Source organism: Burkholderia sp. AU39826 (assembly GCF_020419965.1).
GTDB lineage: Bacteria > Pseudomonadota > Gammaproteobacteria > Burkholderiales > Burkholderiaceae > Burkholderia > Burkholderia semiarida.
In genome coordinates this window covers 591,908-618,507 of record NZ_JAIZQG010000002.1, presented here as the reverse complement: position 1 = coordinate 618,507, position 26,600 = coordinate 591,908, and the positions used below count along the sequence as shown (strand labels likewise).

Here is a 26,600-nt window from a genome sequence, read left to right as displayed (position 1 = left end):
CGGCCGGGCAGCAAAGACGGTGAATCAGAACGACGCGCAGGCCGGCACGACGGTCATGCCGACCGATTGCTGATGAAATCGCTCGACGTACGCTTGCCGGATCGCGGCGAGCCGTGCGCGCGTGTCCGGCGTATCGTCGGCGATGATACGGATCACGAAACTGTCTTCGCGCGTGATCGCGCCGCTCGCGCGGTCGCGCCACTGGCCGTGCGTGTCCCAGTACGTGAGGCCGTCGGGGAAGCGGGGCGTGACCGTGTCGGCGAGGAATGCCGCGCGTTCGGCATCGGTGACGGGGCCGCGCCCGGCGATGTCGCGCCCGAACAGCAGGTCGGCCTGCAGCATGCGGCTTTCGCCCGGCCGCGCGCAGGACGCAGATTGCGCGGGGAAGGTGGACGAGGGTGGCGCCGCGCAACCGGCGAGCAGGGCGAGCACCGCAGCGCATGCGGCCAGCCGCCGCATCTGCCCATTTCGTGACGATCGACCTTCGCGCGCGCAAAACGCCGCCCGCTCAACCACTTGCGCGCTTGTCCGGCGGGTTATCAACAGGGCTGTCAACATAATCTGGGGATAACCCCCGGTCGGTCCGCGAACGCACGACGCGTGGTCAGTGCTGCAGTTGCGCATGCGCGAGGTGCATGCCGAGCGTGGCGGGATCGGTGTTCGTGCCCGACAGCAGCACGCCGACGCGCTTGCCCTGCAGCGTTTCGCGCAGCGGGCCGAGGAGCGCCGCGAGCGCGGCCGCGCAGGCCGGCTCCACCGACAGTTTCAGGTGCGAGAACAGGAACAGCATCGCGGCGCGCAGTGCATCGTCGGAGACGGTGACGATGCGATCGAGATGGCGCCGGCACAGCTGATAGCTGTATTCCTCGGTATGCGGCGCCATCAGCGAATCGGCGATCGACTGCATCGCGCTCATCTTGATCGTGTGATTGGCCGCGAAGCTGCGGCTCATCGCGTCGGCGCCTTCCGGCTCGACGCCGTACACGTGCACGCGCGGATTCGCGAGCCGCAGCGCGGTCGCCATGCCGGCCGCGAGCCCGCCGCCGCCGATCGGCACGATCACCGCGTCGAGGTCCGGCGTCTGCGTCGCCCATTCGTAGCCGAGCGTCGCGGTGCCGAGGATCGTGTGATAGCCGTTGAACGGATGAATGAAGAAGCGGCCTTCCTCGGCCTCGATGCGCCGCACCAGGTCGAATGCCTGCGACGCGCTGCCCGCGAGCACGACTTCCGCGCGGTACTGCTTGCACTGCGCGATGCGCGTCGGGCTCGCGGTATGGAACATCACGACTTTCGCGCTGCTGCCGAGCCGCATCGCCGCGTACGCGACGGCCGCCGCGTGATTGCCGGCCGACACGCAGGTGACGCCCGCGTTCTTGCGGGCTTCGTCGAGCGCGAGCACGTGCGTGAACGCGCCGCGTGCCTTGAAGCTGCCGCTCGCCTGCAGCAGTTCGAACTTGAAGTTGACGTGCGTGCCTTCGAGGGAGGGCAGGTCGGCGCGCTCGAATACGGGCGTGCGCGCGACCCACGGCGACAACGCGAAATGCTGCGCGGCGATTTCGTCGAGCGTCGGAATCGGCTCGCCGTCGATCGTCGTATGGGCCGTGCCCTGTTGTTCAGTCGACATGACGTGGCGGGTGGCGGAGTGGGCCGGCCCGCGCACGCGGGCCGGCGTGGCGGGAGGTAGTCAGTGCGCGTCGACCGACATGCTGCGGATGAACTTGCGCAGGAATTGCTCGCAGCCGGCGAGCTGCGCGAGCTCGACATATTCGTTCGGCTTGTGCGCCTGCTCGATGTTGCCGGGCCCGCACACGACGCTCGGGATGCCCGCGCGGGCGAACAGCCCGGCCTCGGTGCCGTACGCGACCTTGCGCTTGTCCTGGTCGGCCGTCAGCGCGCGCACGAGCTGCGTGATCGCCGCCTGCTCGGTCGCGTCGAGGCCGGGCGCCGCCGCGATCTTCGAGAACTCGATCGCGGCGCCCGGATGCTCGCGCAGCATCTGCGGCAGCAGCGTTTCCTGCGCGTAGGCTTCGATGCGCGCGAAGATCTGTTCGGGATCGAGCGTCGGCAGGTTGCGGAATTCGAAGTCGAAGCGGCACTCGGCCGGCACGGTGTTGATCGCGTTGCCGCCCTGGATCGTGCTCGTCTGCGCGGTCGTGAACGGCACGTCGTACAGTTCGTCGAACGGGCCTTCGGCGCGAAAGCGCTCGGCGATGTCGCGGATGTGGCAGATGAGGCGCGCCGCATACTCGATCGCGTTGAGCCCCTTCGGCGTCAGCGACGAATGCGCGGCGTGGCCGCGCACGCAGCAGCGGTACGCGTTGATGCCCTTGTGCGCGATGATCGGCCGCATGCTGGTCGGCTCGCCGACGATGCAGCCGGACGGCTGCACGCCGCGCTTCACGAGATCGGCGATCATCAGCGGCGCACCCGCGCAGCCGATTTCCTCGTCGTAGGACAGCGCGAAATGGATCGGCTGCGAGAGCTTCGTCGCCTGCATCTCGGGCAGCAGCGCGAGCGCCGCGCCGATGAAGCCCTTCATGTCGCAGGTGCCGCGGCCGTACAGGCGGCCGTCGCGGATTTCCGGCGCGAACGGGTTGCTGTCCCATTGCTGGCCGTCGACCGGCACGACGTCGGTATGGCCCGACAGCACGATGCCGCCGTTCGTCGAACCGTCGTGCGCGGGCACGGTGGCAAACAGGTTCGCCCAGCCGTCGCGCGCATCGTGCGTGATCGTCGACGCGATGCCCTTCGCGGCGAGCGCGTCGCGCACCGTCTCGATCAGGCCGAGGTTCGGCACGCGGCTCGTCGTGTCCATCGACACGAGTTGCTTGACCCAGGGCAGGCTGACGAGCGATGCATCGCCTTCGGTGGCGGCGGACGGCGCCGTCGCGTCGAGAGTGGACATGGCAAAACTCCGTCTGATGAATGAGAAATCATACTCAAAAACGCGCCCGGCCGCCTTCGCCGGGCGCGATGCGGTGCAGCAACGTCGCGCCCGTCAGGATCGCATCGGCGCCGCGTCGGCGCTGCATCAACGGGCCGCGACGGCCGCCCCCTGTTTCGGGGCGAGCGCGCGCAGCGTTTCCTTGATCGTCGACACGCGGATCGCGAGGTCGGGCGAGCGCGTCTCGATGCGCAGCTTGTCCTGGCCCGCGAGCTTGATGTGGCGATGCTTCTGCACCATCTCGATGATCCGCATCGGATCGATCGGCGGGTTCGGCTCGAACTGCAGCCCGATCGCGGCCTCGCTCGCGTCGATCTTCACGATGCCGAGCGGCTTCGCGGCGATCCGCAGCCGGTGCGTCTCGACGAGCGCGTGCGCCTGCGGCGGCAGCTTGCCGAAGCGGTCGATCAGTTCCTCCTGGATGCCGTCGATCGCGTCGCCGTGCTCGCAGTTCGCGAGCCGCTTGTACAGCGACAGCCGCTCCTGCACGTCCGCGCAGTAGTCGGCCGGCAGGATCGCGGGCGCATGCAGGTTGATTTCGGTCGTCGCGGCGAGCGGGGCGGTGAGGTCGGGCTCCTTGCCGTTCTTCAGCGCCTTCACCGCGTCGTTCAGCATGTCCGTATAGAGCTGGAAGCCGATCTCGTGGATTTCGCCCGATTGCTTGTCGCCGAGCACCTCGCCGGTGCCGCGGATCTCGAGGTCGTGCATCGCGAGATAGAAGCCCGAGCCCAGTTCCTCCATCTGCTGGATCGCTTCCAGCCGGCGCTGCGCCTGCTTGGTCAGCGACTGCGGATCGTGCACCAGCAGGTACGCATACGCCTGGTGGTGCGAGCGGCCGACGCGGCCGCGCAACTGGTGAAGCTGCGCGAGGCCGAACTTGTCCGCGCGGTGCATGATGATCGTGTTCGCGCTCGGCACGTCGATGCCGGTCTCGATAATGGTCGTGCACAGCAGCACGTTCGCACGCTGCGCGACGAAATCGCGCATCACGCGTTCGAGCTCGCGCTCGTGCATCTGGCCGTGCGCGATCACGATGCGCGCCTCGGGCACGAGCGCCTCGAGCATCGCCTTGCGGTTCTCGATCGTCTCGACCTCGTTGTGCAGGAAGTACACCTGGCCGCCGCGCTTCAGCTCGCGCAGCATCGCCTCGCGGATCACGCTTTCTTCCTCGCGGCGCACGAAGGTCTTGATCGCGAGCCGCTTCTGCGGCGCGGTCGCGATCACCGAGAAATCGCGCAGCCCTTCGAGCGCCATGCCGAGCGTACGCGGGATCGGCGTCGCGGTGAGCGTCAGCACGTCGACTTCCGCGCGCAGCGCCTTCAGCGCTTCCTTCTGGCGCACGCCGAAGCGGTGCTCCTCGTCGATGATCACGAGGCCGAGGCGCTTGAACTGCACGTCCGACGACAGCAGCTTGTGCGTGCCGATCACGATGTCGACGCTGCCTTCGTTGATCTGCGCGATCGCCGCGTTCACTTCCTTCGCGGTCTTGAAGCGCGACAGCTCGACGATGCGCACCGGCCAGTCCGCGAAGCGGTCGGCGAAGGTCTGCGTGTGCTGCTCGGCGAGCAGCGTCGTCGGCGACAGCAGCGCGACCTGCTTGCCGCCCATCACCGCGATGAACGCGGCGCGCAGCGCGACCTCGGTCTTGCCGAAGCCGACGTCGCCGCACACGAGGCGGTCCATCGGCTTGCCGCTCGTCATGTCGCCGATCACGGCCGCGATCGCCGCGGCCTGGTCGGGCGTTTCCTCGAAGCCGAAGCTTTCCGCGAATTTCACGTAGTCGCGCGGGTCGAGCGCGAACGCGTGGCCCTCGCGGGCCGCGCGGCGCGCGTACAGGTTCAGCAGCTCGGCGGCCGTGTCGCGAATCTGCTGCGCGGCCTTGCGCTTCGCGCGCTCCCACTGGCCGGAGCCGAGCGCGTGCAGCGGTGCGCTGTCGGGATCGGCGCCGCTGTAGCGCGAGATCACGTGCAGTTGCGCGACGGGCACGTAGAGCTTGCTGTCGCCCGAGTATTCGAGATGCAGGAATTCGGTCTCGCCTTCGCCGAGATCCATCGACACGAGGCCCATGTAGCGGCCGATGCCGTGCTGCGCGTGCACGACCGGATCGCCGACCTTCAGCTCGGACAGGTCGCGCACCATTGCGTCGACGTTGCTCGCCTGTTCCTGCCGGCGGCGGCCCGCGCGGCGGCCGAGCGCGCCGTAGAGCTCCGTTTCGGTGACGATCGCGTAGCCTTCGCCCGGCACCGCGAAACCGTTCGCGAGCGGCGCGACGCCGAGCGCGAAGCGCGCGTCGCTCGCGAGCCAGCTCGCGAAATCGTCGTTCGAGGACGGCCGCAGGTGATGTTCCGCGAGCAGTTGCAGGATCGTTTCCCGACGGCCGGCCGATTCGACGGTGAGCAGCACGCGCTTGCCCGACGATTCGACGAACGTGCGCAGCGACGCGAGCGGATCCTCCGCATGGCGGTCGACGGTGAGCTCGGGCAGCGCGGTCGCCCAGCCGCCGGCCGGCTGCGCGGGCAGCACGACGCGCGCGAACGGCTTCGCGAACGCGAAGAAATCCTCGTCGGACAGGAACAGCCGCTGCGGCTCGAGGATCGGCCGCTCGCGATCGTGCGCGAGGAACGCGTGACGCTGCTTCGTATCGGCCGTGAAGCGGCGGATCGACGCTTCGAGGTCGCCGGTGAACACGAGGTGCGCGTCCTGCGGCAGGTAGTGGAACAGCGTGGCCGTCTCGTCGAAGAACAGCGGCAGGTAATACTCGATGCCGGCCGACGGCACGCCGTTGCCGATGTCCTTGTAGATCGGCGCGCGGCTCGGGTCGCCCTCGAAGGTTTCGCGCCAGCGGCTGCGGAAGGCCGTGCGCGCGGCCTCGTCGAACGGGAACTCGCGGCCGGGCAGCAGGCGCACGTCGCGCACCGGGTACAGGCTGCGCTGCGTGTCGGGGTCGAACGCGCGGATCGAGTCGACCTGGTCGTCGAACAGGTCGATCCGGTACGGCAGCGGCGAGCCCATCGGGTACAGGTCGATCAGCGAGCCGCGCACGCAGTATTCGCCGGGCCGCACGACCTGGCTCACGTGCTCGTAGCCGGCCAGCGTGAGCTGCGATTTCAGCTTCGCCTCGTCGAGCCGCTCGCCCTGCGCGAACGCGAACGTGTACGCGGCCATGAACGACGCGGGCGGCATCCGGTACAGCGCGGTGGTCGCGGGCACCAGCAGGATGTCGCAGCGGCCCTCGCCGAGGTCGTGCAGCGTCGCCAGCCGCTCGGACACGAGGTCCTGGTGCGGCGAGAACGTGTCGTACGGCAGCGTTTCCCAGTCGGGCAGCAGGCGCACGCGCGCGTCGGGCGAGAAGTAGCGGATTTCCTGCGACAGCCGCTGCGCGTCGACCGCGTTCGCGCAGATCACCGCGAGGAGCGGCACGTCCTGGCGGTTTTCGGCGAGATAACGGGCGATGGCGAGCGCGTCGGCGGAGCCGTGCGCGCCGTCGAAGGCGAAACGCTGGCCGGGCTTGACGCGGGCAACGGGTGAAGCGGACGGGGTGGAAGCGTTATCTGGCATAGGGACGACAGGGGTGGCGTGCACGGGCGCATCGCGGTGCGCCGGTCGAGACGAAAGACCTATTATAAAATCCGCTTCTCGATTTCACCTTTCCGGCGTTTCCCTTCGTGACTCCCCGACTTTTCGCCCTGATTCCCTGTGCCGGCACGGGCAGCCGTTCCGGTTCGGCCGTGCCGAAGCAATACCGCACGCTGGCCGGCCGCGCGCTGCTGCACTACACGCTCGCCGCGTTCGACGCGTGCAGCGAGTTCGCGCAGACGCTCGTCGTGCTCGCGCCCGACGATACCCATTTCGACGCGCGCCGCTTCGCGGGCCTGCGCTTCGCGGTGCGCCGCTGCGGCGGCGGCTCGCGGCAGGCGTCGGTGCTCAACGGGCTGCTGGAGCTGGCGGAATTCGGCGCGACCGACCACGACTGGGTGCTCGTGCACGACGCCGCGCGCCCGGGCATCACGCCGGCGCTGATCCGCACGCTCGTCGCGACGCTGAAGGACGACCCGGTCGGCGGGATCGTCGCGCTGCCGGTGGCCGATACGCTCAAGCGCGTGCCGGCCGGCGGCGACGCGATCGCCCGCACGGAGCCGCGCGACGCGCTGTGGCAGGCGCAGACGCCGCAGATGTTCCGTATCGGCATGCTGCGCGAAGCGATCCTGCGCGCGCAGCGCGAAGGGCACGACCTGACCGACGAAGCGAGCGCGATCGAATGGGCCGGCCATACGCCGCGCGTCGTGCAGGGCAGCCTGCGCAACTTCAAGGTCACGTACCCGGAAGATTTCGCGCTCGCGGAGGCGATCCTCGCGCGCCCCGAAAACGCTTCCTGACTTTCACTTCTCTCAATCGGAACACGCATGGATTTCAGAATCGGACAAGGCTACGACGTGCACCAGCTCGTCGAAGGGCGCCCCCTCATCATCGGCGGCGTGACGATTCCGTACGAGCGCGGCCTGCTCGGCCACTCGGACGCGGACGTGCTGCTGCACGCGATCACCGACGCGCTGTTCGGCGCGGCGGCGCTCGGCGACATCGGCCGCCATTTCTCCGACACCGACGCGGCGTTCAAGGGCGCCGACAGCCGCGTGCTGCTGCGCGCGTGCGCCGAGCGCGTGAAGGCGGCCGGCTTCACGATCCAGAACGTCGACAGCACCGTGATCGCGCAGGCGCCGAAGCTCGCGCCGCATATCGACGGGATGCGCGCGAACATCGCCGCGGATCTCGGGCTGCCGCTCGAGCGCGTGAACGTGAAGGCGAAGACCAACGAGAAGCTCGGCTATCTCGGCCGCGGCGAGGGGATCGAGGCGCAGGCCGCCGCGCTGCTGGTGAAGCAGGGCGGCTGACGTCCGGCCGTGGCGGCGTGCGGTTCGCGCCGCATGCCGCGCCGCCGAAATGAAAAATGCCACGCGCATGCGTGGCATTTTCGTTGGAAGCGGGCGCCGCGTATGGCGAGCGCCGCGCAGCCGCTCATTCGCTCATTCGCCTTCGGCGGCGATCACCTGCGCGGCGGCGTTGATCACCGACGCGATGCGGCCGACGTCGCGCAGTTGCGTGACGGTCATCCCTTGCTCGTTCTTCAGCAGCGCATAGTGCGACTTCACGCAGAAGTGGCACTTGCCGACGATCGACGCGGCGAGCGCGTACATCTCGAACTTGCGCTTGTCGACGCCGCCGTGCGTCGCATACGCGCCCATCCGCAATTCGGCGCGCTGCGTCTTCAGGTCGGCGTCGTCGGCCATCTCGACATACGGATACCACGTGTTGTTCATCCCCATCAGCGCGGCCGCCGTCAGCACGGCGTTCGTCTCTTCGGGCGACAGCACGCCGGCTTCGCGGATCGTCTTCACGAGCACCGTGCTCTTCGCCGCGATGGCCGCCGCCAGCGCCACGCCGACCGCGTCGGTGCCTTCGAGCGATGAGCGCGAGATCGTGCCGTCGAGGTTCAGGCGAATGTCTTTCGCGTAGTCGGGGATACGTGCCTTAATCGAGTCGATGAATTCCATTGATATCTCCTATGGGTTGGCCGTTAAAAAAGCCCGCAGGCAGGACGTGCGCCGCGGGCTTCGTGCATCGATGCGCTTACAGCGTTGCGCCGCCGACTGCACGGTTGCACGGGCACAGTTCGTCCGTTTGCAGGCCGTCCAGAATACGCAGGACTTCTTCCGGGCTGCGGCCGACGTTCAGGTTGTTCACCGAAACGTGCTGGATCGTGTTGTCCGGATCGACGATGAACGTCGCGCGCAGGGCCACGCCGGCTTCCTTGTCGCGCACGCCGAGCTGGTCGATCAGTTCGCCCTTGACGTCGCCGAACGAGTAGTGGTTCAGCTTGTCGAGATCCTTGTGCTCACGGCGCCATGCGAGCTTGACGAATTCGTTGTCCGAGCTGCCGCCGAGCAGGACGGCGTCGCGCTCTTCGAACTGCTTCGTGAGCTTCGCGAATTCGACGATTTCCGTCGGGCACACGAACGTGAAATCCTTCGGATAGAAGTAGATGATCTTCCACTTGCCCGGGAACGACGCTTCGGTGATCGTCTCGAACGCCGACTGGCCGTTTTCCTCATGATTGTTGAAGCCCGGCTTCGCGGCTACGACGGTGAATGCTTCGAGTTTATCGCCCACGGTTTTCATGCGGATACTCCTGTGTGAGTTGGGAAGAAGACTGAGTCAAGCTACCTCGGTGCTGCAACGATGATGTGACAGCATGCCGAAGACTATAACACTATTAATAAGGCACTTCAATAGATTTTGACTAACGACCCTCATAGCTTTTATCAACCGGGCCGATAGTGTGACGCGCAAGATGCGTGCGCGAGCGTGTCACGCGGTCGCACGCGCCTTGCCGGCGCCCGGGAACTCGAGCGTGACTTCCAGGCCCGCTTCGGGGTGGCGGTTGCGCAGGCGCAGCGCGCCGCGATAACGGCTGACGAGCCGCAGCACGATCGCCATCCCGAGGCCCGTGCCGTCCGCCTTGGTGCGCGCGGTGTCGACGCGGTAGAACGGCCGCATCACGAGCGGCAGTTGATCCTCCGGGATGCCGGGGCCTTCGTCGCTCACCGCCAGTTCGACACGCGCATGCGACACGCGCGTCTCGAGCGTGATGCGCGAGATGCCGTCCTGCTTGCTCTGGCCGTACTTGCGCGCGTTCTCGACGAGGTTGCCGATCACGCGACGCATGTCGGTCTCGTCGGCTTCGATGATCGCGCTCGGCGCGAGGCGCGTGCGGATCTCGACGCCGTCCTCGCCCGACACGCGCGCGGCGACTTCGTGCGCGATCGACGACAGGTCGACCGGTTCCGGCTTGCGCTGCGACGGGCGTGCGTAGTCGATGAAGGCCGCGATGATGCGGTCCATCTGCTCGATGTCGTCGACCATCGCATCCTTCGTCGCCTGGTCGGACGGGCTCATCTCGGTTTCGAGCCGCAGCCGCGCGAGCGGCGTGCGCAGGTCGTGCGAGATGCCCGCGAGCATCAGCGCGCGATCGGCCTCGAGCTGTTCGAGGTCGCGCACCATCTGGTTGAAGCTGCGGTTGGTTTCGGCCGCGACGCCCATCCCGCGCTCGGGCAGCGGCTCGGGCGCCTGGCCCGAACCGACCTGGCGCGCGGCGAGCGCGAGCCGCGAGAACGGCCGGTTCACGAGGCTCGTGATGAACGCGGAGCCGAACAGCGACAGCGCGAGCGCGAACAGCCCCCAGCCGGCCCACTGCAGGCCCGTGACGTTGTCGAGCTGGTCGCGGTCGAGCGCGACCCAGTAATCGTCGTCGTCGATCTTGAAGCTGATCCATACGCCGGGAATGTCGTTGACCGACTGCGCGATCACGGTATCGTCGCCGAGGCGGCTGCGAATGTCGTGCTCGATCAGGCGGTTCAGCGATTCGTCGGGCTGCAGCTTGAACTTGTCGGTTTTCTCGCGCGGGTACACGCGCACGCCCTCGTTGCTCTCGAGATCCTGCAGCAGCGCGCGCCGCAAGTCGGGATCGGAATAGAGCAGGGCGGTGCGCGTGAGCTTCACGACCGCGACGAGCTGGAGCGCGACGCGCTGCGCACGCGGCTCGCGCTCGATCACGCGAAAACTCTGGAACCACGCGGCGAGACTGACCGAGATCAGCAGCGCGATCAGCAGGAAGGTGCGCCAGAACAGCCCGCCGAACGCGAGCTGCAGAAGGCGCCGGTCGATACGCATGGGACGGGCCGTGGGCGGGGCGAAACCGGGAAGAAAAAACTCAGGCGGCGCCGTCCGGGATGAACACGTAGCCGAGGCCCCAGACGGTCTGGATGAAGCGCGGGCTGCCCGGATCCGGTTCGATCAGCTTGCGCAGGCGCGAGATCTGCACGTCGAGGCTGCGGTCGAACACTTCGTATTCGCGGCCGCGTGCGAGTTCCATCAGCTTTTCGCGCGACAGCGGCTGGCGCGGATGACGCGCGAAGACTTTCAGCACCGAGAATTCGCCGGTGGTCAGCGGAATTTCCTGGCCGGACTTCGTCAGCGTGCGCGTGGCGAGGTTCAGCGAGAATTCGCCGAACTCGAACACCTCGGTGGTTTCCGACGGCGCGCCCGGCAGTTCGGCCGGCGCCTGGCGGCGCAGCACCGCATGAATGCGCGCGACCAGCTCGCGCGGATTGAACGGCTTCGGCAGGTAATCGTCGGCGCCCATCTCGAGGCCGACGATGCGATCGACGTCTTCGCCCTTCGCGGTGAGCATGATGATCGGCGTGCGGTCGTTGCTGCCGCGCAGGCGGCGGCAGATCGACAGGCCGTCTTCGCCGGGCAGCATCAGGTCGAGCACGAGCAGGTCGAAACGCTCGCGTACCCAGAGCTTGTTCATCGCGGTCGCGTTTTCCGCGACGTAGACGTTGAAACCCTGCTCGCCGAGGTAGCGGCGCAGCAGATCGCGCAGGCGAGGGTCGTCGTCGACGACGAGAATCTTGGAGGGGTTTTTCGTTTCCATGATCGGCATCTTATCGCGAATGGGAATTGACGCACGGCCGCGTATTTTCGTGCGTTACAGTCGGTTACAAAATTTACCCGTAGTGTCGCGCCGAGTAAAGGCAGGCTATATAGATTCCTTTACTCGAAGCCGAAATTCGGTAGATACTCCCCTGCACTCCATCTTTCATCTTTGCACACCCGAATTCCGCAGGGTTTTTCAAGTACCAGAGGTAGCCGGTTGCCGCGTGACGAAGGGAACAAATCGACCAAAGAAGCGAGGACGGTCATGCGATCTGCCCGGATTGCACTGATGCTGACGATCGCGCTTGCCGGTCCGTATGCGTCGAACTTCGCGTATGCGCAGCGCCCCGAGCAGGGCGCACCGTCGCGCAAGCTGCCGCGCGGCAAAGCGTCGCAACCCGATCGCGCCGCCGACATGACGGCCCGTTCCGCCGTGCCTCCCGATCTCGAACAGCGCCGCCGCGACGGGCACATGACGCCCGAAGAGCGGCACCTGTTGCGCCAGCACATCGAAGACGCCGTTCGCGAGCTGTACAAGCGTTGATGCGTGCCGTCGTTTTTCGTGCGCGGAAGTGCCCGCGCGGAAAGAATTCGTAGCACTTTTTCCGTCAACTTTCGGCCGCCGAATGCCGTTGTACGGGCATCCGCACCGCCGGTGCGTTCCGGGAGTCCATGACGATGAAAGCGAACGCTGCCGCACCGGCGCCGTCGCCTGCCATGCAGTCGCCGCTCGATGCCGACGACGCGCTGTTTTTTCTCAGCCGCACCGGTTTCTCTCCCACACCCGCCGAGGTCGCGCGCATCGTCGGCATGACGCGCGCGCAGGTCGTGGCCGACACGCTCGGCAATGCGCGGCGCGAGCCCGTCACGACGTGGCCCGACTGGCTCGCCGAGCCGCCGCCGACGCGCGCGCAGCGCCAGGCGCTCACGCCCGACATGCGGCGCGACGAGCAGCGCGAGCGCAATCGCCGCTACGATGCGTTGCGGGCGGCCTGGATCAACGAGATGGTCGCGACGCCGTCGCCGCTCACCGAGCGCATGACGCTGTTCTGGCACGGGCACTTCACGTCCGGGCAGGACAAGGTGCCTTACCCGCAGACGATGGCCGCGCAGAACGCGCTGTTTCGCCGCGAGGCGCTCGGCAACTTCGGCACGCTGCTGCATGCGGTCGCGAAGGATCCGGCGATGCTGCAGTATCTCGACGGCGCGAGCAATCGCAAGGGGCGGCCGAACGAGAATTTCGCGCGCGAGGTGATGGAGCTGTTCACGCTCGGCGAAGGGCGCTACACGCAACACGACGTGACCGAAGCCGCGCGCGCGATGACGGGCTGGACGGTCGATCCCGACACGCTGCGCTTCGCGGTGCGGCCCGACTGGCACGATGCCGGTGACAAGACGATCCTCGGCGAAACCGGGCCGTTCGACGGCGACGGCTTTCTCGACATCCTGCTGAAGCGGCCGGACACCGCGCGCTTCATCGCCGGCAAGCTGTGGCGCGAGTTCGTGTCCGATACGCCGGAGCCGGGTGCGCTCGATGCGGTGGCCGACCGGTTTCGCGCGAGCGGCTACGACGTTCGCGCGGCGCTCGCGGCGCTGTGGTCGACCGACGCGTTCTGGGATCCGCGCAACCGCGGCGTGCTCGTCAAGTCGCCGGTGGAATTCGTCGTCGGCTCGGTGCGGCTGTTCGACGTCGCGTACGGCGATCCGCTGATGCTCGCGAACACCGTGCGCACGCTCGGGCAGAACCTGTTCTATCCGCCGAACGTGAAGGGCTGGCCGGGCGGCGCGCTGTGGATCAACAGCACCACGCTGCTGTCGCGCAAGCAGTTCGTCGAGCAACTGTTCCGCGCGACCGAGACGGCCGGCATGCGGCCGCCGGCCCGTGCGGTCCCGACGCCGCCGAACGCGCGGGCACAGGCGATGCCGGTGGCCGACGCGGCGTCGGCCGGCATGCGCGGCACGCCACCGAAGCCGGCGCGCGGCGGCCTGCGGTTCGATCTCGAGCGCTGGCTGGCCCAGTATCGTGCGCGGCCGCAGGCGATCGCGGGATTGTCGACCGAGCTGCAGTTGCAGCATGCGGTGCTGCAGCTTTCTCCGGTCGCCGCGATCGACACGGATTCGACCGGCAGCGCGTATCTCGAGGCGCTGCTGATGGATCCGGCCTATCAACTGAAATGATGCGAACGATGACGAAGTGGGCAGCCGCCGCGGCCAAGGCGCCGGGCGGAAAACCGAAGGATGTGCGATGAACCGACGTGATTTTCTGACGCTGACCGGTGCCGCGGCCGCCGCCGGCGTGTCGATGTGGCAGGCGCCTGCGACGGCGGCTGGCGCGACGCAGGCAGGGCGAAAGCCGGCGACCGGGTATGCGAACGTGCTGATTCTCGTCGAGCTCAAGGGCGGCAACGACGGCCTCAACACGGTCGTGCCGTACGCGGATCCGCTGTACTACCAGTGCCGGCGCAGCATCGGCATCAAGCGCGACCAGGTGCTGCAGCTCGACGCGCAGACGGGGCTGCATCCGTCGCTCGCGCCGCTGATGCCGCTTTGGCGCGACGGTCAGGTCGCGGTCGTGCAGGGCGTCGGCTATCCGCAGCCGAACCTGTCGCATTTCCGTTCGATCGAGATCTGGGATACCGCGTCGCGCTCGGATCAGTACCTGCACGAAGGCTGGCTCACGCGCACGTTCGCGCAGGCGCCCGTTCCGCCCGGTTTCGCGGCGGACGGCGTCGTGCTCGGCAGCGCCGAGATGGGGCCGTTGTCGAACGGCGCGCGCGCGATCGCACTCGTCAATCCCGCGCAGTTCATCCGTGCGGCCCGGCTCGCCGAGCCGTCGTCGCTGCGCGAGCAGAACCCGGCGCTCGCGCACATCATCGACGTCGAGAACGACATCGTGAAAGCGGCCGACCGGCTGCGCCCGCGCGGCGGGATGCGTGAATTCAGGACGACGTTTCCGGCCGGCGCATTCGGCACGTCGGTGAAGACCGCGATGCAGGTGCTGGCCGCGTGCGAAGCGTCGGGGCCCGGCGTGCAGGACGGTGTCGCGGTGCTGCGCCTGACGCTCAACGGCTTCGACACGCACCAGAACCAGCCGGCGCAGCACGCCGCGCTGCTCAAGCAGTTCGCGGAAGGGATGAGCGCGATGCGCGCCGCGTTGATCGAACTCGGGCGCTGGAACGAGACGCTCGTGATGACGTATGCGGAATTCGGGCGGCGCGTGCGCGAGAACCAGAGCAACGGCACCGATCACGGCACGGCCGCGCCGCACTTCGTGATGGGCGGCCGCGTGGCCGGCGGGCTGTACGGCGCGCCGCCGGCGCTCGCGCGGCTCGACGGCAACGGCAATCTGCCGGTCGCGGTCGATTTCCGCCAGCTTTACGCGACCGTGCTTGGGTCCTGGTGGGGGCTCGATGCGACGCGCGTGCTACAGCAGCGCTTCGACACGCTGCCGCTGCTGAAGGCGTGATGCGCGCTGCTCAGCGGCGGCGCGCGGCGCGCCACGCGATCCACAGCTTGCGGATCGGCGTCAGCGCGATGCGCTGGTGCAGCACCTGGTAGCCGTCGCGCGCGATTTCGTCGAGCAGCGCGCCGGCCAGCGCGATCTGCGCACGCAGCGTGCGCTGCGCGCGGCGTTCGGCGGCGGGGATCGCCGCATCGGCCGCCGCGAGCGCGTCGCGCGCACGGGTCGTCTGGAATTGCAGCAATTCGGTGAAGGCGGGGCTGTAGCGGCGGTTCAGCAGATCGGCCGCGGTCACGTTGTAGCGCTGCAGTTCGTCGATCGGCAGATAGATACGGCCGTGGCGCGCGTCGTTGCCGAGTTCCTGCACGAATTGCGCGAGCATCAGCGCGCGGCCGACATCCGCGGCCCACGATTGCGGTGCGGCCGGATTCGCCGAACTGGCGCGCGCGACCAGCGACGCGAAGGTGCCGCCGACCTGCGCGATATAGCGCTGCAGGTTCGCGAAGTCGAGGTAGCGCGCCTGTTCGAGATCCATCCCGTAACCGTTGACGAGCGTGCGCAACGCGTCGGCTTCGGCGGCGATCGCCGGGTGATGCTGCGCGAGCGCCTTCGTGACCGGGTGCGACGGCTGCCCGTCGGCCAGTGCCGCGAGTTCCTTGTGCCACCACGCGAGCTTCGTGTGGCCGACCGTCGGATCGCTGGTTTCCTTGACGGTTTCCTCGAGTTCGCGGCGCAGCGCGAACAGCGCGGTCAGGCGCGGCTGCGTGGCGAGCGGCGCCTGGCGCAGCGCGTAGTAGACGCTGGAGCCTGCGGGGGCGGCCTTTTGCTGACAGTAGTCGTCGAAGTTCACGGGCTGAATCGGGTGGGGCGGGTTCGGGGGACGCGCGGCGGCGCGTTGCCGAAACGTCGAGCGCGGCATTCTAGCACCGCGGCACGACGGGCGCCGGCAGGGCGAGACAAGACCGCAGGGATCGGGTAGAATCTCGCGCTCGCCTGATCGGGCGTGCCGGTTTTCGGGCCGGCGTGAAGTCCCGGGCGCGTGGAGCACGCATCTTGCGTGCCGCGCGGTCAGGCGACGGAAATGCGCGTGAGTGGCGAAATTGGTAGACGCACCAGGTTTAGGTCCTGACGCCCGCAAGGGTGTGCCGGTTCGAGTCCGGCCTCACGCACCAGAAGTCGAACGTGTCCCGTCACGGGCCGTTCGCGAAAAAGCGCTGCCGGTCGGCTGACCGCAGCGCTTTTTTGTTGATGGCCCTCAGCGGCGATGATGCCGCTCGCGCAGGCACGGTAAATCGGCGATGTGTAATATGACGCAACCATTCATGCACGCGGGCTGTTCAACCGGGGACCGTCGATGACCAACACCGTACGCACGATCGGCGTTCTGGCGCTGATGCTGGCGATGCCGGCTGTCGCGGCCACGCCTGCCGACAACGTGGCGTGGAGCACGGGACCGGGGCCGACCGCCCGGAAGCCGCTGGACTGTCCGACGTCCACTTCCACTTCTGCGGGGTGGCGGATCGCAGGCGGCGAGCGTCCTTCCGCGGAGTCCATGCTGAAATCGGTCGGTACGGTGCTGGCCGTGTCCGCGCTCAGTGTTGTATCGAAGGGCAGGCTGCAACAATCCGGAACCGCATGCCGGCCTGCAAATGGCTCGTAGATGAGCGCCGCGTCGTTCGACAAGCAAGCGCCGCGCGTCGCCCGAGCGCGCCGCTTCGTCGTTTCCGCCACGCCTATTCCCAGAAGCTGCGGATCGCGACGGCCACGATCACCGGCACCGAGAACACCAGCGGAATCGCGAAATACTGTGCTTCGCGATCGACGACCCAGCTATAGATCACCCATGCCGCACCGATCGCGAACGTGATCAGGCCGACCGTCACGGCGGCGATGTTCAAGGCCAGCTTCGACGGCTGGCGGCGCGTTTTGGTGTTGTCGTCGTGATCGCGCGGGGACGATTTCATCGGAAGAGTGCGGCCTCGTGCCGGAACAAGGGTAAAGGCACAGGAAACCCCATCCGCGCGGATCGCGCAAGGGCCGGCGCGGGCCGGCCCCGCCACGTCCGTTCCCGCCCGTTACAACCCGAACGACGCGGCCAGTTCGTCGAGCAGTTCGCGCTGAAACGCGACGAACCGCTCGCCCGGCTGCTGCGCGATCGCGAGGTCGAGCATCGGATCGGCGACCTCGGTGCGCACGCCGGACAGTTCCTCGACGATCGCGAGCCCGCAGAACGGCACGTACGCCTCCGAATAGCCGCCTTCGTGAACGATCACGAGCCGCCCGCCGCAATGGCGCTGCGCGGCGTCCTTCACCGCGCGCGTCATGAACCGGTAGCTGTCGGTATGCAGCTGCATGCGCGCGAGCGGATCGACCGCGCTCGCGTCGAGGCCGCTCGCGACGACGATCAGCTCGGGGCGAAAACGGGCGAGCGCCGGCAGCACGATCCGCTCGAACGCATATCGGTAGGCATCGTCGCCGCTGCCCGCGAGCAGCGGCACGTTCAGGTTCGCGCCGATGCCCGCGCCTTCGCCTCGGTCGTCCGCGCCGCCGTAGCCGGGCGGAAAGCAGCGATCCTGGTGCAGCGAGATCGTCAACGTATCCGGATCGTCGTAGTAGATCGACTGCGTGCCGTTGCCGTGATGCACGTCCCAGTCGATCACCGCGACGCGCTCGATGCCGTGCTTCGCGCGCGCGGCCTCGATCGCGATCGGGATGTTCGCGAGCAGGCAGAAGCCCATCGGGCGGTCGCGCAGGCAGTGATGGCCGGGCGGACGCGACAGCGAGAACGCATTCGCCGCGCGCTCGCCGACGACCGCGTCGACCGCCGCGATCGCCAGGCCGGCCGACAGCGCGGCGATCTCGTAGCTGCCCTTGCCGAATGGCGCGAGATCGCCGAGGTCGCCGCCGCTCGCGTCGCTCAGCGCGCGGAACGCGTCGAGATAGTGCGCCGGGTGAATGCGCAGCAGGTCGGCCGTCGTCGCGGGTGCCGCGCCGCGCAGGTCGAGCCGGGCGGCCAGCCCCGACGCCTGCACGAGCGACAGGAGGCGGCGCTTCGAATCGGGCGATTCCGCGTAGCCCGCGCTCGACGGCGGCTGGACCCAGCCGCCGACCGGGAGGAACAGCGCGTGCGTGCCGCCGGTGTGCCAGAAAGTGCGTTCGTCGGTGAAGAAGGCAGTGCGATTCATGGGTGCTTGACCTGTCACGGTTGGGAGGAAACGGAGGGGCGCGCGCGGCGATCGATGTGGCGCAGCGCGGCGAACGACACGATCGCGACGGCCGTCGCGGCCACGAACAGCGCGCGCATCGTGCCGCCGGCGTCGAGCATCAGGCCGGCCAGCAGCGGGCCCGCGGCGAGCCCCGCGCCGATCACGAAGTTGAGCGTCGCGACGAGCCGCCCAGACGTGTCGATCTGCGCGACCGTCGCGAGAATGAACGGCAGCACGAAGGTCCATGCGAACTTGAACCCGAAGATCGCCGCGCTGTAGCTGCCGCCGTGGCGCATCGCGGCGAGCGCGACGAGCGATGCCGCGAGCAGCGCGTAGCCGGCCGCGAGCATCGCGCGCCGCGCGAGCCGGCCGCCCGCGCACGATGCGAGCGCCGCGCCGGCGATGCCCATCACGCTCGCGATCGCGAGCACGTTGCCGGTCGACTGCGGATCGAGCCCGGCCTCGGCCGCCGCGCGGCTCGCGAACGTCCATACGCTGCCGATCGCGAGATAGAACGTCAGCACCGCGCCGATCGCGAGCACCACGAAGCTTCGGGGCGTCTGGGGCGCGTCGCCGTGCGCGGTGCGCGCGGATGCCGTTCGCATGCCGAGCGACGACGGAAACCCGCGCGACAGCGGCGCCGCGAGCAGCGCGAGCACGGCGAGCGCGACGTACAGCGCGCGCAGCCCGAACGCGGCGAACACGTGCGGCAGCACGAACAGGCCGATCGCGCCCGCGATCAACTGGCCGACGACCCACAGGCCGTACACGCGGTCGCTGTTTCCGCTCGTCGCGGCGCTCGTCATGCAGAGCACCATCAGCGAGCCGCCGCCGAGCGCGGTGATGGCGCGCAGCGCGAGCAGCGCGGCAAAACCGGGCATCCACAGCGCGGTCAGCAGGTTGCCCGCGCCGAACAGCGCGATGGCGAACGCGGCGACGCGGCGCGCGTCGATCCGGCCGAGCCACAGGTACGAGGGCACGGTCGCGAGGCTGAACGCGCCGAGTTCGACGAAGAAGTAGGTGCCGATCTGCGATGCGGTCAAGCCGAGCTGCGTCGCGAGCTGGCCGGCGACGGCGGGCGCCACGAGCAGCAACAGCGGCGTGATGGCCGCGAACACGACGAGCGCAACGAGCGTCGAGCGTGCGAACGTCGACGCGCGGCCGTCGGGCGAGCGGGCGGCATCCGGGGACAGGATTTTCATGGCGGGATCTCGTCGAGGGAATCAGAACAGGTGGTACATGCCGACCATCGCGCCGAACTGCGACGCGCCGGCAAGCGGTGTCGGGTCGTATTCGTAGACGGTCTGCGAGCTTTGCCCGCCGTTGCGCGCATAGCCGAGGTTCACGTAGGCGACGGTGCGTTTGGACAGCGCGTACGTGGTACTCGCGATGAACAGCGTCGGGTGGCCGATCGCCGGCGTGCGCGAATCGGTGTGGTAGACGCCGGCGTTCAGGCCGATCCCGTTCGATATCAGGTAACGCGCACCGCCCCACACGATCGTGCGCGCCGCGTCGAGGTCGCCGGTCAGGCGTTCGACGCCTGCATGGACGGTGAGCGGCAGCGCGGCGAACGCATAGCGTGCGGCGAGCGTGCCCAGTTCGCGACGCCGCGCGGATGCATCGCCGGCCGCCGATACGTCGCCGTGCGCCTGGTGCAGCACCGCGCCGACCGACAGGCCGTTGCTCGTGTACTGGCCGCCGAGCTCGAGCACGCGGCCGGCGCGCGTATTGCCGGCGACGCCGGAGGTCGCGGCGAGCACCTCGACGTCGAAGCCGGCAAAGGTCGGCGACTGGTATTTGACCGAGTGGTCGATGAAGTTCGCGTTCATCGGCACGAGCACGCCCTGGCCGCTGTACGACCCATACCAGAGCGGGTCGTAGAACAGCGTCTTGTCGAACAGCACGCTGAACTGGCGGCCGAGCGTGACGGTGCCGACCGGCCCCGCGATCCCCACGTATGCGCCGCGAAAGAACGCATAGCCGGGCACGGTCGCGGTGCCATCGTTGAGGTCGAGGCCCTGTTCGAGCTTGAACAGCGCACGCCAGCCGCCGCCGAGATCCTCGTGGCCCTTGATCCCGATCTGCGAAGGCAGGATGCCGTAGTTTTGCAATCGCACGGCCGAGTGATGTCCGTCGGCGTGCGTCAGGTACTGCACGCCGACGTCGAGCGCGCCGTACAGCGTGAGGGCGGACTGCGCGTGCGCGGCGCCGCCGCATGCGGCGAGCGTCGCGGCGGCCGCGGCCATGCGGATGAAGCGGGGTGTCGTCACGTGGGGTTCTCCATACCGTGCTGCATCGATTTGTCGTTGGTGTTGTCGCGACGCAGTGTCCGTAGCGGGAAAACCTTCGAACAGTCGTCCAGATGAACGGTGCGGAAAACCCGCGGTGCCCCGCATGAACGCCTTGCGATGCCGGCGCGCGCGGTGCTGCGCAGCAGCAATGCGCGGTGCACCGTTCAAATGGATGGGGTTGACGAGCGTTCCGGCACCGTGGCCCGCCAAAAAAGCGGCTCGCTATAATCGGCCGGTGTCGTTGCGCACATCAGCAGCCCGACCGGGCAGGGGAGCGGAAAGTGAGGATCACGACGGATATCGGGCAGGACCTCGACGCGCTGCGCGACGTGCCGGCCGCCATCGTGCTCGACGAATTCGCGTGGCCGACGCGGCCGTCCCGGCGCGCCGATTTCGACGGCGTCACGCGTGGCGACGCGCCGCAGCGCGAACTCGGCCTGATGCTGCTCGACCTGTACGCGGTGGCCGCGCAGTCCGCCATCGGCGAATTCGAGTACCGGTTCTTTTCGCTGCTGCAGGCCCTCATTCCGTTCGATGCCGCGTGGACGGGCGTCGCGACCCATGTGCCGACCGGCCCCGTGATGCACAACAGCTTTTTGTACCGGTTGCCGCACGCGTTCTTCACCGACTGGAAGCGTGTGCGCGATTGCGATCCGCTTGCGCACCGCACGCTGCACGGCGCGCACGGTCGCGCGGTGCGGCTGACGGTCATCGAGCCGGGGCTCGATGCACGATTTCGCGATTGGTGCGTGAAGTACGGGCTCGCGCAACTGATGTTCGTTTGTACGATCGATCGCCGCTTCGGCCTGACGACGTTCGTGTCGATTTACCGCCAGGGCCTGAATCGGCCGTTCGGCGACAACGACGCACATCGTTTCGAGGAACTCATTCCGCACCTCGCGGCGGCGTTGACGATCAATCGCGCCGCGCAGCTCACGCGCGAACGCGAGCGCGCCGACACGGTCGCCCCGGCCGCGCGAGCGTTGTGCGACAACTTCGGCGTGCTGCACCATGCCGATCCCGGTTTCGACGACGTGCTGCGCGCCGAGTGGCCGGCCTGGGCGGGCCCGCGCGTGCCGGAGGCGCTCGTCGCGCACCTGCGACGCCAGTCGGGCCAGCCGTTCGTCGGCGACGCGCTGCGCATCCAGTGCGTGCCCGTCGCGGGGTTGTTCCAGATCGAGGCACGGCCGCGCTCGCTGCTCGACCGGCTCAGCCCGCGCGAGCTCGCGGCGATCCGCTATTACGGTGCCGGGCGCTCGCACAAGGAAGTCGCGCAGCAGATGGCGATCTCGCCGACGACCGTGCGCCATTACCTGCGCTGCGCGTACCGCAAGCTCGGCATGCACGACAAGAGCCAGATCGCCGGCGTGCTCGGTGCGACGACGGGCGGTACGGCCGACGACGAGGCGGTGGAAGCCGGCGGCATGCCGCGCTGACGCGCACGCATGACCGGGTGCCGCGGGGAGCGCCCGGCGTTGTCGGAATGGTTGTGCCCGCAACTATTGAGCGTTATGCTCGTCTGCTCTCGGAAGACGGAATCCCATCATGAACGACACGAATTCAGGGTCGGTGCGCGCGGCGGTGGTCGGGGTCGGCGCGATCGGCGGATTGCTCGCGGCCGCGTTGTCCAGAGCCGGCATGACCGTGAGCGCGTACGCACGCGGCGCGACGCTCGATGCGCTGAATACGCACGGCGTGCGCGTGATCGACGAGGCGGGCGCAACGTCGTCGGTGCCGGTGCGGGCAAGCGACGATGCGGCCGCGCTCGGCGTGCAGGACTACGTGGTGATCGCGCTGAAAGCGCAGGCGCTGCCGGCGCTGGCCGCGCGCATTGCGCCGCTGGTCGGGCCCGACACCGTGATCGTCGCGGCGATGAACGGGTTGCCGTGGTGGTTCACGCACGGGCTCGAAGGAGCGCTCGACGGCGTGCCGCTCGAGGCGGTCGATCCGGCCGGTGCGGTGTCGGCGGCATTGCCGCCCGCGCGGGCGATCGGCTGCGTCGTGCACCTGTCGTCGAGTACCGACGCGCCGGGCGTCGTGCGGCGCGGGCGCGGCAACCGGCTGATCGTGGGCACGCCCGATCCGCGGCTCGACGTGCCCACGGCGCGGTTCGCCGCGGCACTCTCGGCCGGCGGTTTCGACGTCGAGTCGACGCCCGCGATCCGGACCGAGATCTGGACGAAGCTCTGGGGCAACATGAACATGAATCCGCTGAGCGCGCTGACCGGTTCAACGGCCGAGCAGTTGCTCGATGATCCGTTCACGCAGGATCTGGCGTTGCGGATGATGGACGAGGCGGCCGCGATCGGCGCGAAGCTCGGCCTGTCCACCGGGATGAGCGGTCCCGAGCGGATCGCGGTCACGCGCAAGCTCGGCGCGTTCAAGACGTCGATGCTGCAGGATTTCGAAGCGGGGCGCCCGCTCGAGATCGGGCCGATTCTCGGCGTGTTTCCGGAACTCGGCCGCAAGCTTGGCGTGCCGACCCCGTACTGCGACGCAGTGCTTGGATTGTTGCGTCAGCGCGCGACGAACAGCGGGTTGTAGTGTGCGCCAGGCCGGCGCGAATGCGCGGCTGCCGGCAACGCGCGCTTCGCGCGAGATCGCCGCGTGATGTAAAACGGGCCGACCGGATCGCGTGTGACGCGACCCCGTGCGGCCAGTCTGATTCATCGGATCAATGCGGCCCGCGGCAAGCGGCCGTCCGGCGATGCCGGGGCCGACGCGACGCTCAGTCGTCGCGCTCGGTCGCGTGCGCGACGACCTTGTCGAGCAGCCGCTCGAACGTCTGACGTTCGCTGTCAGACAGGCATGCGAGCAAGCCGTCGTTCCACTTGCGCACGATCGGCATGATCTTGCGATACAGCGCGCGGCCGTCGGCAGTCAGCGCGATCAGCACGATCCGGCCGTCCTCCTCGCTCGCGCCGCGCTCGAGCAGCCCCTGGCGCAGCAGCGCTTCGGCCGCGCGGCTCGCCTGGCTCTTGTCGAGATTGGTGTGGCGTGCGAGATCCATGATCGAGAACGGACCGAACGCGCCGACGGCGGCGATCACGCGCGCCTCGGGCAGCGAAATGTCGAGCTTGTGCCGGTACACCTCGCCGATTCCGCGGTCGGAGTGCTTCGTGAGCACATGGAGGCGATAGGTCAGAAACTGATCGAGCCCGGCTTGACGGCCTTTCATGTCGAATCCTGAAGAAAAAGGGCGGGCCCGATTGTTCCTGTATCGCGCGCTCGGGTCAACGGTCAGTGTGCGCCGTACTTCAGCCGTGTCAACTGTTCTGCTTCGTTCGCGAGCAGATTCGCCGCATCACGGATTGCGACGTCGAGCGTGATCGGCCCGGGAGCCGGCGAGAAGCAGCCGGAGAAATGCTCGGACAGGCGCGGCAGCGCGGCCGGATCGACCGCGCCCGACAGCAGCGACGCCGGGACGCCGGCGGCCCGCGCGTGCCGGCACGCGATGAACGGCGCCTTGCCGTGCAGCGTCTGCACGTCGGAGCGGCCTTCGCCGGTGATCAGCCAGTCGGCGCCGGCCAGTGCGGCGTCGAGCCCGACCTGGCGCGCGACCACTTCGGCGCCTGCCTCGAAGCGTGCGCCGAGCATGTGCAGCGCGAAACCGAGGCCGCCCGCGGCGCCCGCGCCCGGCAGATCGCGGCCGCGGCGGTCGAGCGCGGCCTCGAGCAGATCGGCGAAGCGGGCAAGGGCGGCATCGAGGGTCGCGACCTGCGTTGCCGTCACGCCCTTTTGCGGACCGAACACCGCGGTGGCGCCATGCGCGCCCGTCAGCGGATTGTCGACGTCGGACATGCCGATGAATTCGGTTTCCTTCAGCCGCGGATCGAGTCCCGACGCGTCGATGCGCGCGACGTCGGCGAGCCGCGACGGCACCGGCTCGACCGGCTGGCCGCTCGCGTCGAGGCACTGCAGGCCAAGGCCCGCGAGAAGCCCCGCGCCCGCGTCGTTGGTGCTGCTGCCGCCGAGCGCGACGAAGAAGCGGCGCACGCCTTCGTCGAGCAGCAGGCGGATCGCTTCGCCCATCCCGCGCGTGCTGCGCGCATCGACCGGCACGCTCATGCCGACCGGGTCGGTGATGCCGACGATCTCGGCCGTCTCGACGATCGCGGTGCGCGCGTCGATCACGCCGACCGCCGCATCGCGCGCCGCGAGCGACGCGCCGGCCACCCGCAGCGTGCGCCGCGTACCGCCGCCCGCCAGCATCGCGTCGAGCGTGCCTTCGCCGCCGTCGGCCATCGGGCAGCAGCGCACGACGGCGTCGGGCCGGGCACGGCGAATGCCGGTGGCGATCGCGTCCGCGACCTGCTCGGCGGAAAGCGAGCCTTTGAACGAATCGGGCGCGATGACGACGACAGGCGCGGACGGGCGGTGCGGCATGGTGTCTCCAAAAGGCGTGATTGGTATGAAGGTCGGGCCACGACGGTGGCTCGCACGTTATCGGAGCTTACAGGATGGCGGGGCCGGGGAGGATACGCCGTTCGGCATAGCGGCGATCCGCGTGCAGGGGCGTGCGACGGGCCGCAGACAGGGCCGGGACAACCTGTGTCGCGCCGATCTGGCGGTATGAGGAAAATTGTTTGCTAGAATAGTCGATTCTTCCGGCCAAAGCCGTGCTCCGAGCCGCTTGCGCTAGCCATCCGGCGCGTGCAGGGATGGCGTGGCGCCCCGGCGCGGCGTGTGAGTGTGCGCACCTCGCGCTGCAGGCAGGCACGGCAAGGAAAACCCGATTCGCTCGAATAATTTTAGGACGATTGAAGCCATGGCTAACGTTGTTGAGAACCTCGGCAAGCTTGAACGCCGTGTGACGATTTCTTTGCCGAAAGACACCGTGCAGAAGGAAATCGACGCCCGCATCCAGAAACTCGCGAAGAACGTGCGCATGCCGGGTTTCCGCCCGGGCAAGGTGCCGCTGAAGATGGTCGCGCAACAGTACGCGGGTCAGGTCGAGGCGGAAGTGCTGAGCGACAAGATCGGCCAGGAATTCTTCACGATCAGCCGCGCGGAAAACCTGCGCGTCGCCGGCCAGCCGAGCTTCGAGCCGAAGCAGGAGCAGGCCGAGGACGCATACGCGTTCGACGCGACGTTCGAGGTCTACCCGGAAGTGAAGATCGGCGATCTGGCGACGGCTGAAGTCGAGCGCTCGACCACGACGATCGGCGACGCCGAAATCGACCGCACGCTGGACATCCTGCGCAAGCAGCGCGTGCACTACCACGCACGCGGCGAAGCCGGCGAGCACGGCGACGGCGGCGCGGACACCGCGGCGAAGAACGGCGACCGCGTGACGGTCGACTTCGTCGGCAAGATCGACGACGTCGCGTTCCAGGGCGGCACGGCCGAAGATTTCCCGTTCGTGCTCGGCGAAGGCCGCATGCTGCCGGAATTCGAAACGGCGGCGCTCGGCCTGAAGGTCGGCGAACAGCGTACGTTCGACCTCAAGTTCCCGGACGACTACCACGGCAAGGACGTCGCCGGTAAAACGGCGCAGTTCACGGTCACGATGAAGAAGATCGAATGGCCGCACCTGCCGGAAATCGACGCGGAATTCGCGAAGTCGCTCGGCATCGAAGACGGCGATCTCACGAAGATGCGCGCCGAGATCAAGGAAAACCTCGAGCGCGAAGCGAAGCGCCGCACGCAGTCGATCGTCAAGAACCAGGTGATGGACGCGCTGCTGAAGATTTCCGAACTCGACGTGCCGAAGGCGCTGATCGAGCAGGACCAGCAACGTCTCGTCGAAATGGCTCGCCAGGACCTGGCGCAGCGCGGCGTGCCGAACGCGAAGGACGCACCGATCCCGGCCGAAATGTTCGCCGAGCAGGCCGAGCGCCGCGTGAAGCTGGGCCTCGTGCTGGCCGAGCTGGTGAAGGCGAACGGCCTCGAAGCGAAGCCGGAGCAGATCCGCGCGGAAGTCGACGAGTTCGCGAAGAGCTACGAAGACCCGAAGGAAGTGGTCCGCTGGTATTATTCCAACCAGCAGCGCCTCGCCGAGATGGAAGCGTTCGTCGTTGAAAGCAACGTCGTCGACTTCGTGCTGGGCAAGGCAAAGGTGACGGACAAGGAAGTGAGCTTCGAGGCACTCGCGAGCGCATCGGCGCAAGCGTAACTGTCGCTCTTGCGGCGTGCCGGCTGTCGGAGCGACGGCCCGCACGCCGTTTTTACGTCAAGCGCACGGTTGCCATTAATATGGCGATTGA

24 protein-coding genes and 1 tRNA gene are annotated in these 26,600 nt (G+C 68.2%); 9 read left to right on the top strand and 16 right to left on the bottom strand.

Annotated elements, in window-relative coordinates; translation table 11 throughout:
* Window positions 1–24: 24 nt before the first annotated feature.
* The 4 genes from LGM42_RS07700 to mfd all read right to left on the bottom strand — a co-directional run bounded on the left by LGM42_RS07700 (window position 25) and on the right by mfd (window position 6,502).
* Window positions 25–459 (bottom strand): DUF3574 domain-containing protein, encoded by a 435-nt coding sequence (locus tag LGM42_RS07700; RefSeq protein WP_226231933.1) that lies wholly within the window; start codon window positions 457–459, stop codon window positions 25–27.
* A 145-nt stretch (window positions 460–604) separates the two neighbouring features.
* The gene (locus LGM42_RS07695; RefSeq protein WP_124658588.1) at window positions 605–1,624 is read right to left on the bottom strand and encodes a threonine/serine dehydratase; all 1,020 of its coding nucleotides are present in this window, start codon (window positions 1,622–1,624) and stop codon (window positions 605–607) included.
* Window positions 1,625–1,684: 60 nt separating this feature from the next.
* Entirely contained in the window at window positions 1,685–2,905 is a 1,221-nt protein-coding gene (argE, locus tag LGM42_RS07690) for an acetylornithine deacetylase (protein ID WP_226231932.1), read from the bottom strand.
* A 126-nt stretch (window positions 2,906–3,031) separates the two neighbouring features.
* A complete protein-coding gene (mfd, locus tag LGM42_RS07685) occupies window positions 3,032–6,502 on the bottom strand; it encodes a transcription-repair coupling factor (RefSeq protein WP_226231931.1) in 3,471 nt (1,156 codons plus the stop codon).
* A 107-nt stretch (window positions 6,503–6,609) separates the two neighbouring features.
* Between mfd and ispD the strand changes: the two genes are divergently transcribed.
* On the top strand, window positions 6,610–7,320 hold the full coding sequence (gene ispD / locus LGM42_RS07680; protein ID WP_059585166.1) for a 2-C-methyl-D-erythritol 4-phosphate cytidylyltransferase: 711 nt from the start codon (window positions 6,610–6,612) through the stop codon (window positions 7,318–7,320).
* A 27-nt stretch (window positions 7,321–7,347) separates the two neighbouring features.
* A complete protein-coding gene (gene ispF, locus LGM42_RS07675) occupies window positions 7,348–7,833 on the top strand; it encodes a 2-C-methyl-D-erythritol 2,4-cyclodiphosphate synthase (RefSeq protein ID WP_006488015.1) in 486 nt (161 codons plus the stop codon).
* Window positions 7,834–7,965: 132 nt separating this feature from the next.
* Here the strand turns inward: ispF and LGM42_RS07670 are convergent, their stop codons facing one another.
* From LGM42_RS07670 to ompR, 4 genes are all read right to left on the bottom strand, one after another.
* Window positions 7,966–8,493, bottom strand: a complete 528-nt coding sequence (locus LGM42_RS07670; RefSeq protein WP_006478562.1) for a carboxymuconolactone decarboxylase family protein — start codon at window positions 8,491–8,493, stop codon at window positions 7,966–7,968.
* 76 nt (window positions 8,494–8,569) lie between these two features.
* Window positions 8,570–9,118, bottom strand: coding sequence for a peroxiredoxin (locus LGM42_RS07665; RefSeq protein ID WP_034207560.1), 549 nt, complete (start codon window positions 9,116–9,118; stop codon window positions 8,570–8,572).
* 189 nt (window positions 9,119–9,307) lie between these two features.
* Window positions 9,308–10,669: an ATP-binding protein gene (locus LGM42_RS07660; RefSeq protein ID WP_059585168.1), complete on the bottom strand. Its 1,362-nt coding sequence runs from the start codon at window positions 10,667–10,669 to the stop codon at window positions 9,308–9,310.
* Between the two features lie 40 nt (window positions 10,670–10,709).
* Window positions 10,710–11,444 carry a two-component system response regulator OmpR gene (gene ompR, locus LGM42_RS07655; RefSeq protein ID WP_006478565.1) on the bottom strand — a complete coding sequence of 245 codons (735 nt, stop codon included), beginning with the start codon at window positions 11,442–11,444 and terminating at the stop codon, window positions 10,710–10,712.
* A gap of 258 nt (window positions 11,445–11,702) precedes the next feature.
* On the opposite strand from ompR, the gene LGM42_RS07650 reads away from it, so the two are divergent.
* The 3 genes from LGM42_RS07650 (at window position 11,703) to LGM42_RS07640 (ending at window position 14,903) form a co-directional block, all read left to right on the top strand.
* Window positions 11,703–11,981: a hypothetical protein gene (locus tag LGM42_RS07650; protein ID WP_059585169.1), complete on the top strand. Its 279-nt coding sequence runs from the start codon at window positions 11,703–11,705 to the stop codon at window positions 11,979–11,981.
* A 134-nt stretch (window positions 11,982–12,115) separates the two neighbouring features.
* Window positions 12,116–13,615 (top strand): DUF1800 domain-containing protein, encoded by a 1,500-nt coding sequence (locus LGM42_RS07645; protein WP_226231930.1) that lies wholly within the window; start codon window positions 12,116–12,118, stop codon window positions 13,613–13,615.
* Between the two features lie 67 nt (window positions 13,616–13,682).
* Complete coding sequence (locus tag LGM42_RS07640; protein ID WP_226231929.1) at window positions 13,683–14,903, top strand: DUF1501 domain-containing protein; 1,221 nt, start codon at window positions 13,683–13,685, stop codon at window positions 14,901–14,903.
* A gap of 10 nt (window positions 14,904–14,913) precedes the next feature.
* Here the strand turns inward: LGM42_RS07640 and hpnD are convergent, their stop codons facing one another.
* Window positions 14,914–15,747, bottom strand: a complete 834-nt coding sequence (gene hpnD, locus LGM42_RS07635; protein WP_226231928.1) for a presqualene diphosphate synthase HpnD — start codon at window positions 15,745–15,747, stop codon at window positions 14,914–14,916.
* Window positions 15,748–15,982: 235 nt separating this feature from the next.
* Here hpnD and LGM42_RS07630 point away from each other — a divergent pair.
* Window positions 15,983–16,069: transfer RNA gene (locus LGM42_RS07630), tRNA-Leu, on the top strand.
* Window positions 16,070–16,217: 148 nt separating this feature from the next.
* On the opposite strand, the gene LGM42_RS07625 is transcribed toward LGM42_RS07630, so the two are convergent.
* The 5 genes from LGM42_RS07625 to LGM42_RS07605 form a co-directional block, all read right to left on the bottom strand.
* On the bottom strand, window positions 16,218–16,580 hold the full coding sequence (locus LGM42_RS07625) for a hypothetical protein (protein WP_155644593.1): 363 nt from the start codon (window positions 16,578–16,580) through the stop codon (window positions 16,218–16,220).
* 50 nt (window positions 16,581–16,630) lie between these two features.
* Complete coding sequence (locus LGM42_RS07620; protein ID WP_059585171.1) at window positions 16,631–16,861, bottom strand: hypothetical protein; 231 nt, start codon at window positions 16,859–16,861, stop codon at window positions 16,631–16,633.
* Window positions 16,862–16,972: 111 nt separating this feature from the next.
* On the bottom strand, window positions 16,973–18,082 hold the full coding sequence (locus LGM42_RS07615; RefSeq protein WP_226231927.1) for a class II histone deacetylase: 1,110 nt from the start codon (window positions 18,080–18,082) through the stop codon (window positions 16,973–16,975).
* A 14-nt stretch (window positions 18,083–18,096) separates the two neighbouring features.
* Window positions 18,097–19,305, bottom strand: coding sequence for an MFS transporter (locus LGM42_RS07610; protein ID WP_226231926.1), 1,209 nt, complete (start codon window positions 19,303–19,305; stop codon window positions 18,097–18,099).
* A 21-nt stretch (window positions 19,306–19,326) separates the two neighbouring features.
* A complete protein-coding gene (locus tag LGM42_RS07605; RefSeq protein WP_226231925.1) occupies window positions 19,327–20,373 on the bottom strand; it encodes a porin in 1,047 nt (348 codons plus the stop codon).
* Between the two features lie 302 nt (window positions 20,374–20,675).
* On the opposite strand from LGM42_RS07605, the gene LGM42_RS07600 reads away from it, so the two are divergent.
* Together LGM42_RS07600 and LGM42_RS07595 are read left to right on the top strand one after the other, a co-directional pair.
* Window positions 20,676–21,830 (top strand): helix-turn-helix transcriptional regulator, encoded by a 1,155-nt coding sequence (locus tag LGM42_RS07600; protein WP_060316608.1) that lies wholly within the window; start codon window positions 20,676–20,678, stop codon window positions 21,828–21,830.
* A gap of 109 nt (window positions 21,831–21,939) precedes the next feature.
* The gene (locus tag LGM42_RS07595) at window positions 21,940–22,938 is read left to right on the top strand and encodes a 2-dehydropantoate 2-reductase (RefSeq protein ID WP_226231924.1); all 999 of its coding nucleotides are present in this window, start codon (window positions 21,940–21,942) and stop codon (window positions 22,936–22,938) included.
* 184 nt (window positions 22,939–23,122) lie between these two features.
* On the opposite strand, the gene LGM42_RS07590 is transcribed toward LGM42_RS07595, so the two are convergent.
* Together LGM42_RS07590 and LGM42_RS07585 are read right to left on the bottom strand one after the other, a co-directional pair.
* A complete protein-coding gene (locus LGM42_RS07590; protein WP_060316602.1) occupies window positions 23,123–23,572 on the bottom strand; it encodes a MarR family winged helix-turn-helix transcriptional regulator in 450 nt (149 codons plus the stop codon).
* A 62-nt stretch (window positions 23,573–23,634) separates the two neighbouring features.
* Window positions 23,635–24,780, bottom strand: coding sequence for a glycerate kinase (locus LGM42_RS07585; RefSeq protein ID WP_059645528.1), 1,146 nt, complete (start codon window positions 24,778–24,780; stop codon window positions 23,635–23,637).
* A 382-nt stretch (window positions 24,781–25,162) separates the two neighbouring features.
* On the opposite strand from LGM42_RS07585, the gene tig reads away from it, so the two are divergent.
* Window positions 25,163–26,509 carry a trigger factor gene (gene tig / locus LGM42_RS07580; RefSeq protein ID WP_059585179.1) on the top strand — a complete coding sequence of 449 codons (1,347 nt, stop codon included), beginning with the start codon at window positions 25,163–25,165 and terminating at the stop codon, window positions 26,507–26,509.
* Window positions 26,510–26,600 lie beyond the last annotated feature (91 nt).

What these genes read in the sequence shown, in the direction of transcription:
- LGM42_RS07700 (WP_226231933.1), bottom strand. Translation starts at nt 459, where the DNA reads ATGCGGCGGCTGGCCGCATGCGCTGCGGTGCTCGCCCTGCTCGCCGGT.
- LGM42_RS07695 (WP_124658588.1), bottom strand. Translation starts at nt 1,624, where the DNA reads ATGTCGACTGAACAACAGGGCACGGCCCATACGACGATCGACGGCGAG.
- argE (WP_226231932.1), bottom strand. Translation starts at nt 2,905, where the DNA reads ATGTCCACTCTCGACGCGACGGCGCCGTCCGCCGCCACCGAAGGCGAT.
- mfd (WP_226231931.1), bottom strand. Translation starts at nt 6,502, where the DNA reads ATGCCAGATAACGCTTCCACCCCGTCCGCTTCACCCGTTGCCCGCGTC.
- ispF (WP_006488015.1), top strand. Translation starts at nt 7,348, where the DNA reads ATGGATTTCAGAATCGGACAAGGCTACGACGTGCACCAGCTCGTCGAA.
- LGM42_RS07670 (WP_006478562.1), bottom strand. Translation starts at nt 8,493, where the DNA reads ATGGAATTCATCGACTCGATTAAGGCACGTATCCCCGACTACGCGAAA.
- LGM42_RS07665 (WP_034207560.1), bottom strand. Translation starts at nt 9,118, where the DNA reads ATGAAAACCGTGGGCGATAAACTCGAAGCATTCACCGTCGTAGCCGCG.
- LGM42_RS07660 (WP_059585168.1), bottom strand. Translation starts at nt 10,669, where the DNA reads ATGCGTATCGACCGGCGCCTTCTGCAGCTCGCGTTCGGCGGGCTGTTC.
- ompR (WP_006478565.1), bottom strand. Translation starts at nt 11,444, where the DNA reads ATGCCGATCATGGAAACGAAAAACCCCTCCAAGATTCTCGTCGTCGAC.
- LGM42_RS07650 (WP_059585169.1), top strand. Translation starts at nt 11,703, where the DNA reads ATGCGATCTGCCCGGATTGCACTGATGCTGACGATCGCGCTTGCCGGT.
- LGM42_RS07645 (WP_226231930.1), top strand. Translation starts at nt 12,116, where the DNA reads ATGAAAGCGAACGCTGCCGCACCGGCGCCGTCGCCTGCCATGCAGTCG.
- LGM42_RS07640 (WP_226231929.1), top strand. Translation starts at nt 13,683, where the DNA reads ATGAACCGACGTGATTTTCTGACGCTGACCGGTGCCGCGGCCGCCGCC.
- LGM42_RS07620 (WP_059585171.1), bottom strand. Translation starts at nt 16,861, where the DNA reads ATGAAATCGTCCCCGCGCGATCACGACGACAACACCAAAACGCGCCGC.
- LGM42_RS07615 (WP_226231927.1), bottom strand. Translation starts at nt 18,082, where the DNA reads ATGAATCGCACTGCCTTCTTCACCGACGAACGCACTTTCTGGCACACC.
- LGM42_RS07610 (WP_226231926.1), bottom strand. Translation starts at nt 19,305, where the DNA reads ATGAAAATCCTGTCCCCGGATGCCGCCCGCTCGCCCGACGGCCGCGCG.
- LGM42_RS07595 (WP_226231924.1), top strand. Translation starts at nt 21,940, where the DNA reads ATGAACGACACGAATTCAGGGTCGGTGCGCGCGGCGGTGGTCGGGGTC.
- LGM42_RS07590 (WP_060316602.1), bottom strand. Translation starts at nt 23,572, where the DNA reads ATGAAAGGCCGTCAAGCCGGGCTCGATCAGTTTCTGACCTATCGCCTC.
- LGM42_RS07585 (WP_059645528.1), bottom strand. Translation starts at nt 24,780, where the DNA reads ATGCCGCACCGCCCGTCCGCGCCTGTCGTCGTCATCGCGCCCGATTCG.
- tig (WP_059585179.1), top strand. Translation starts at nt 25,163, where the DNA reads ATGGCTAACGTTGTTGAGAACCTCGGCAAGCTTGAACGCCGTGTGACG.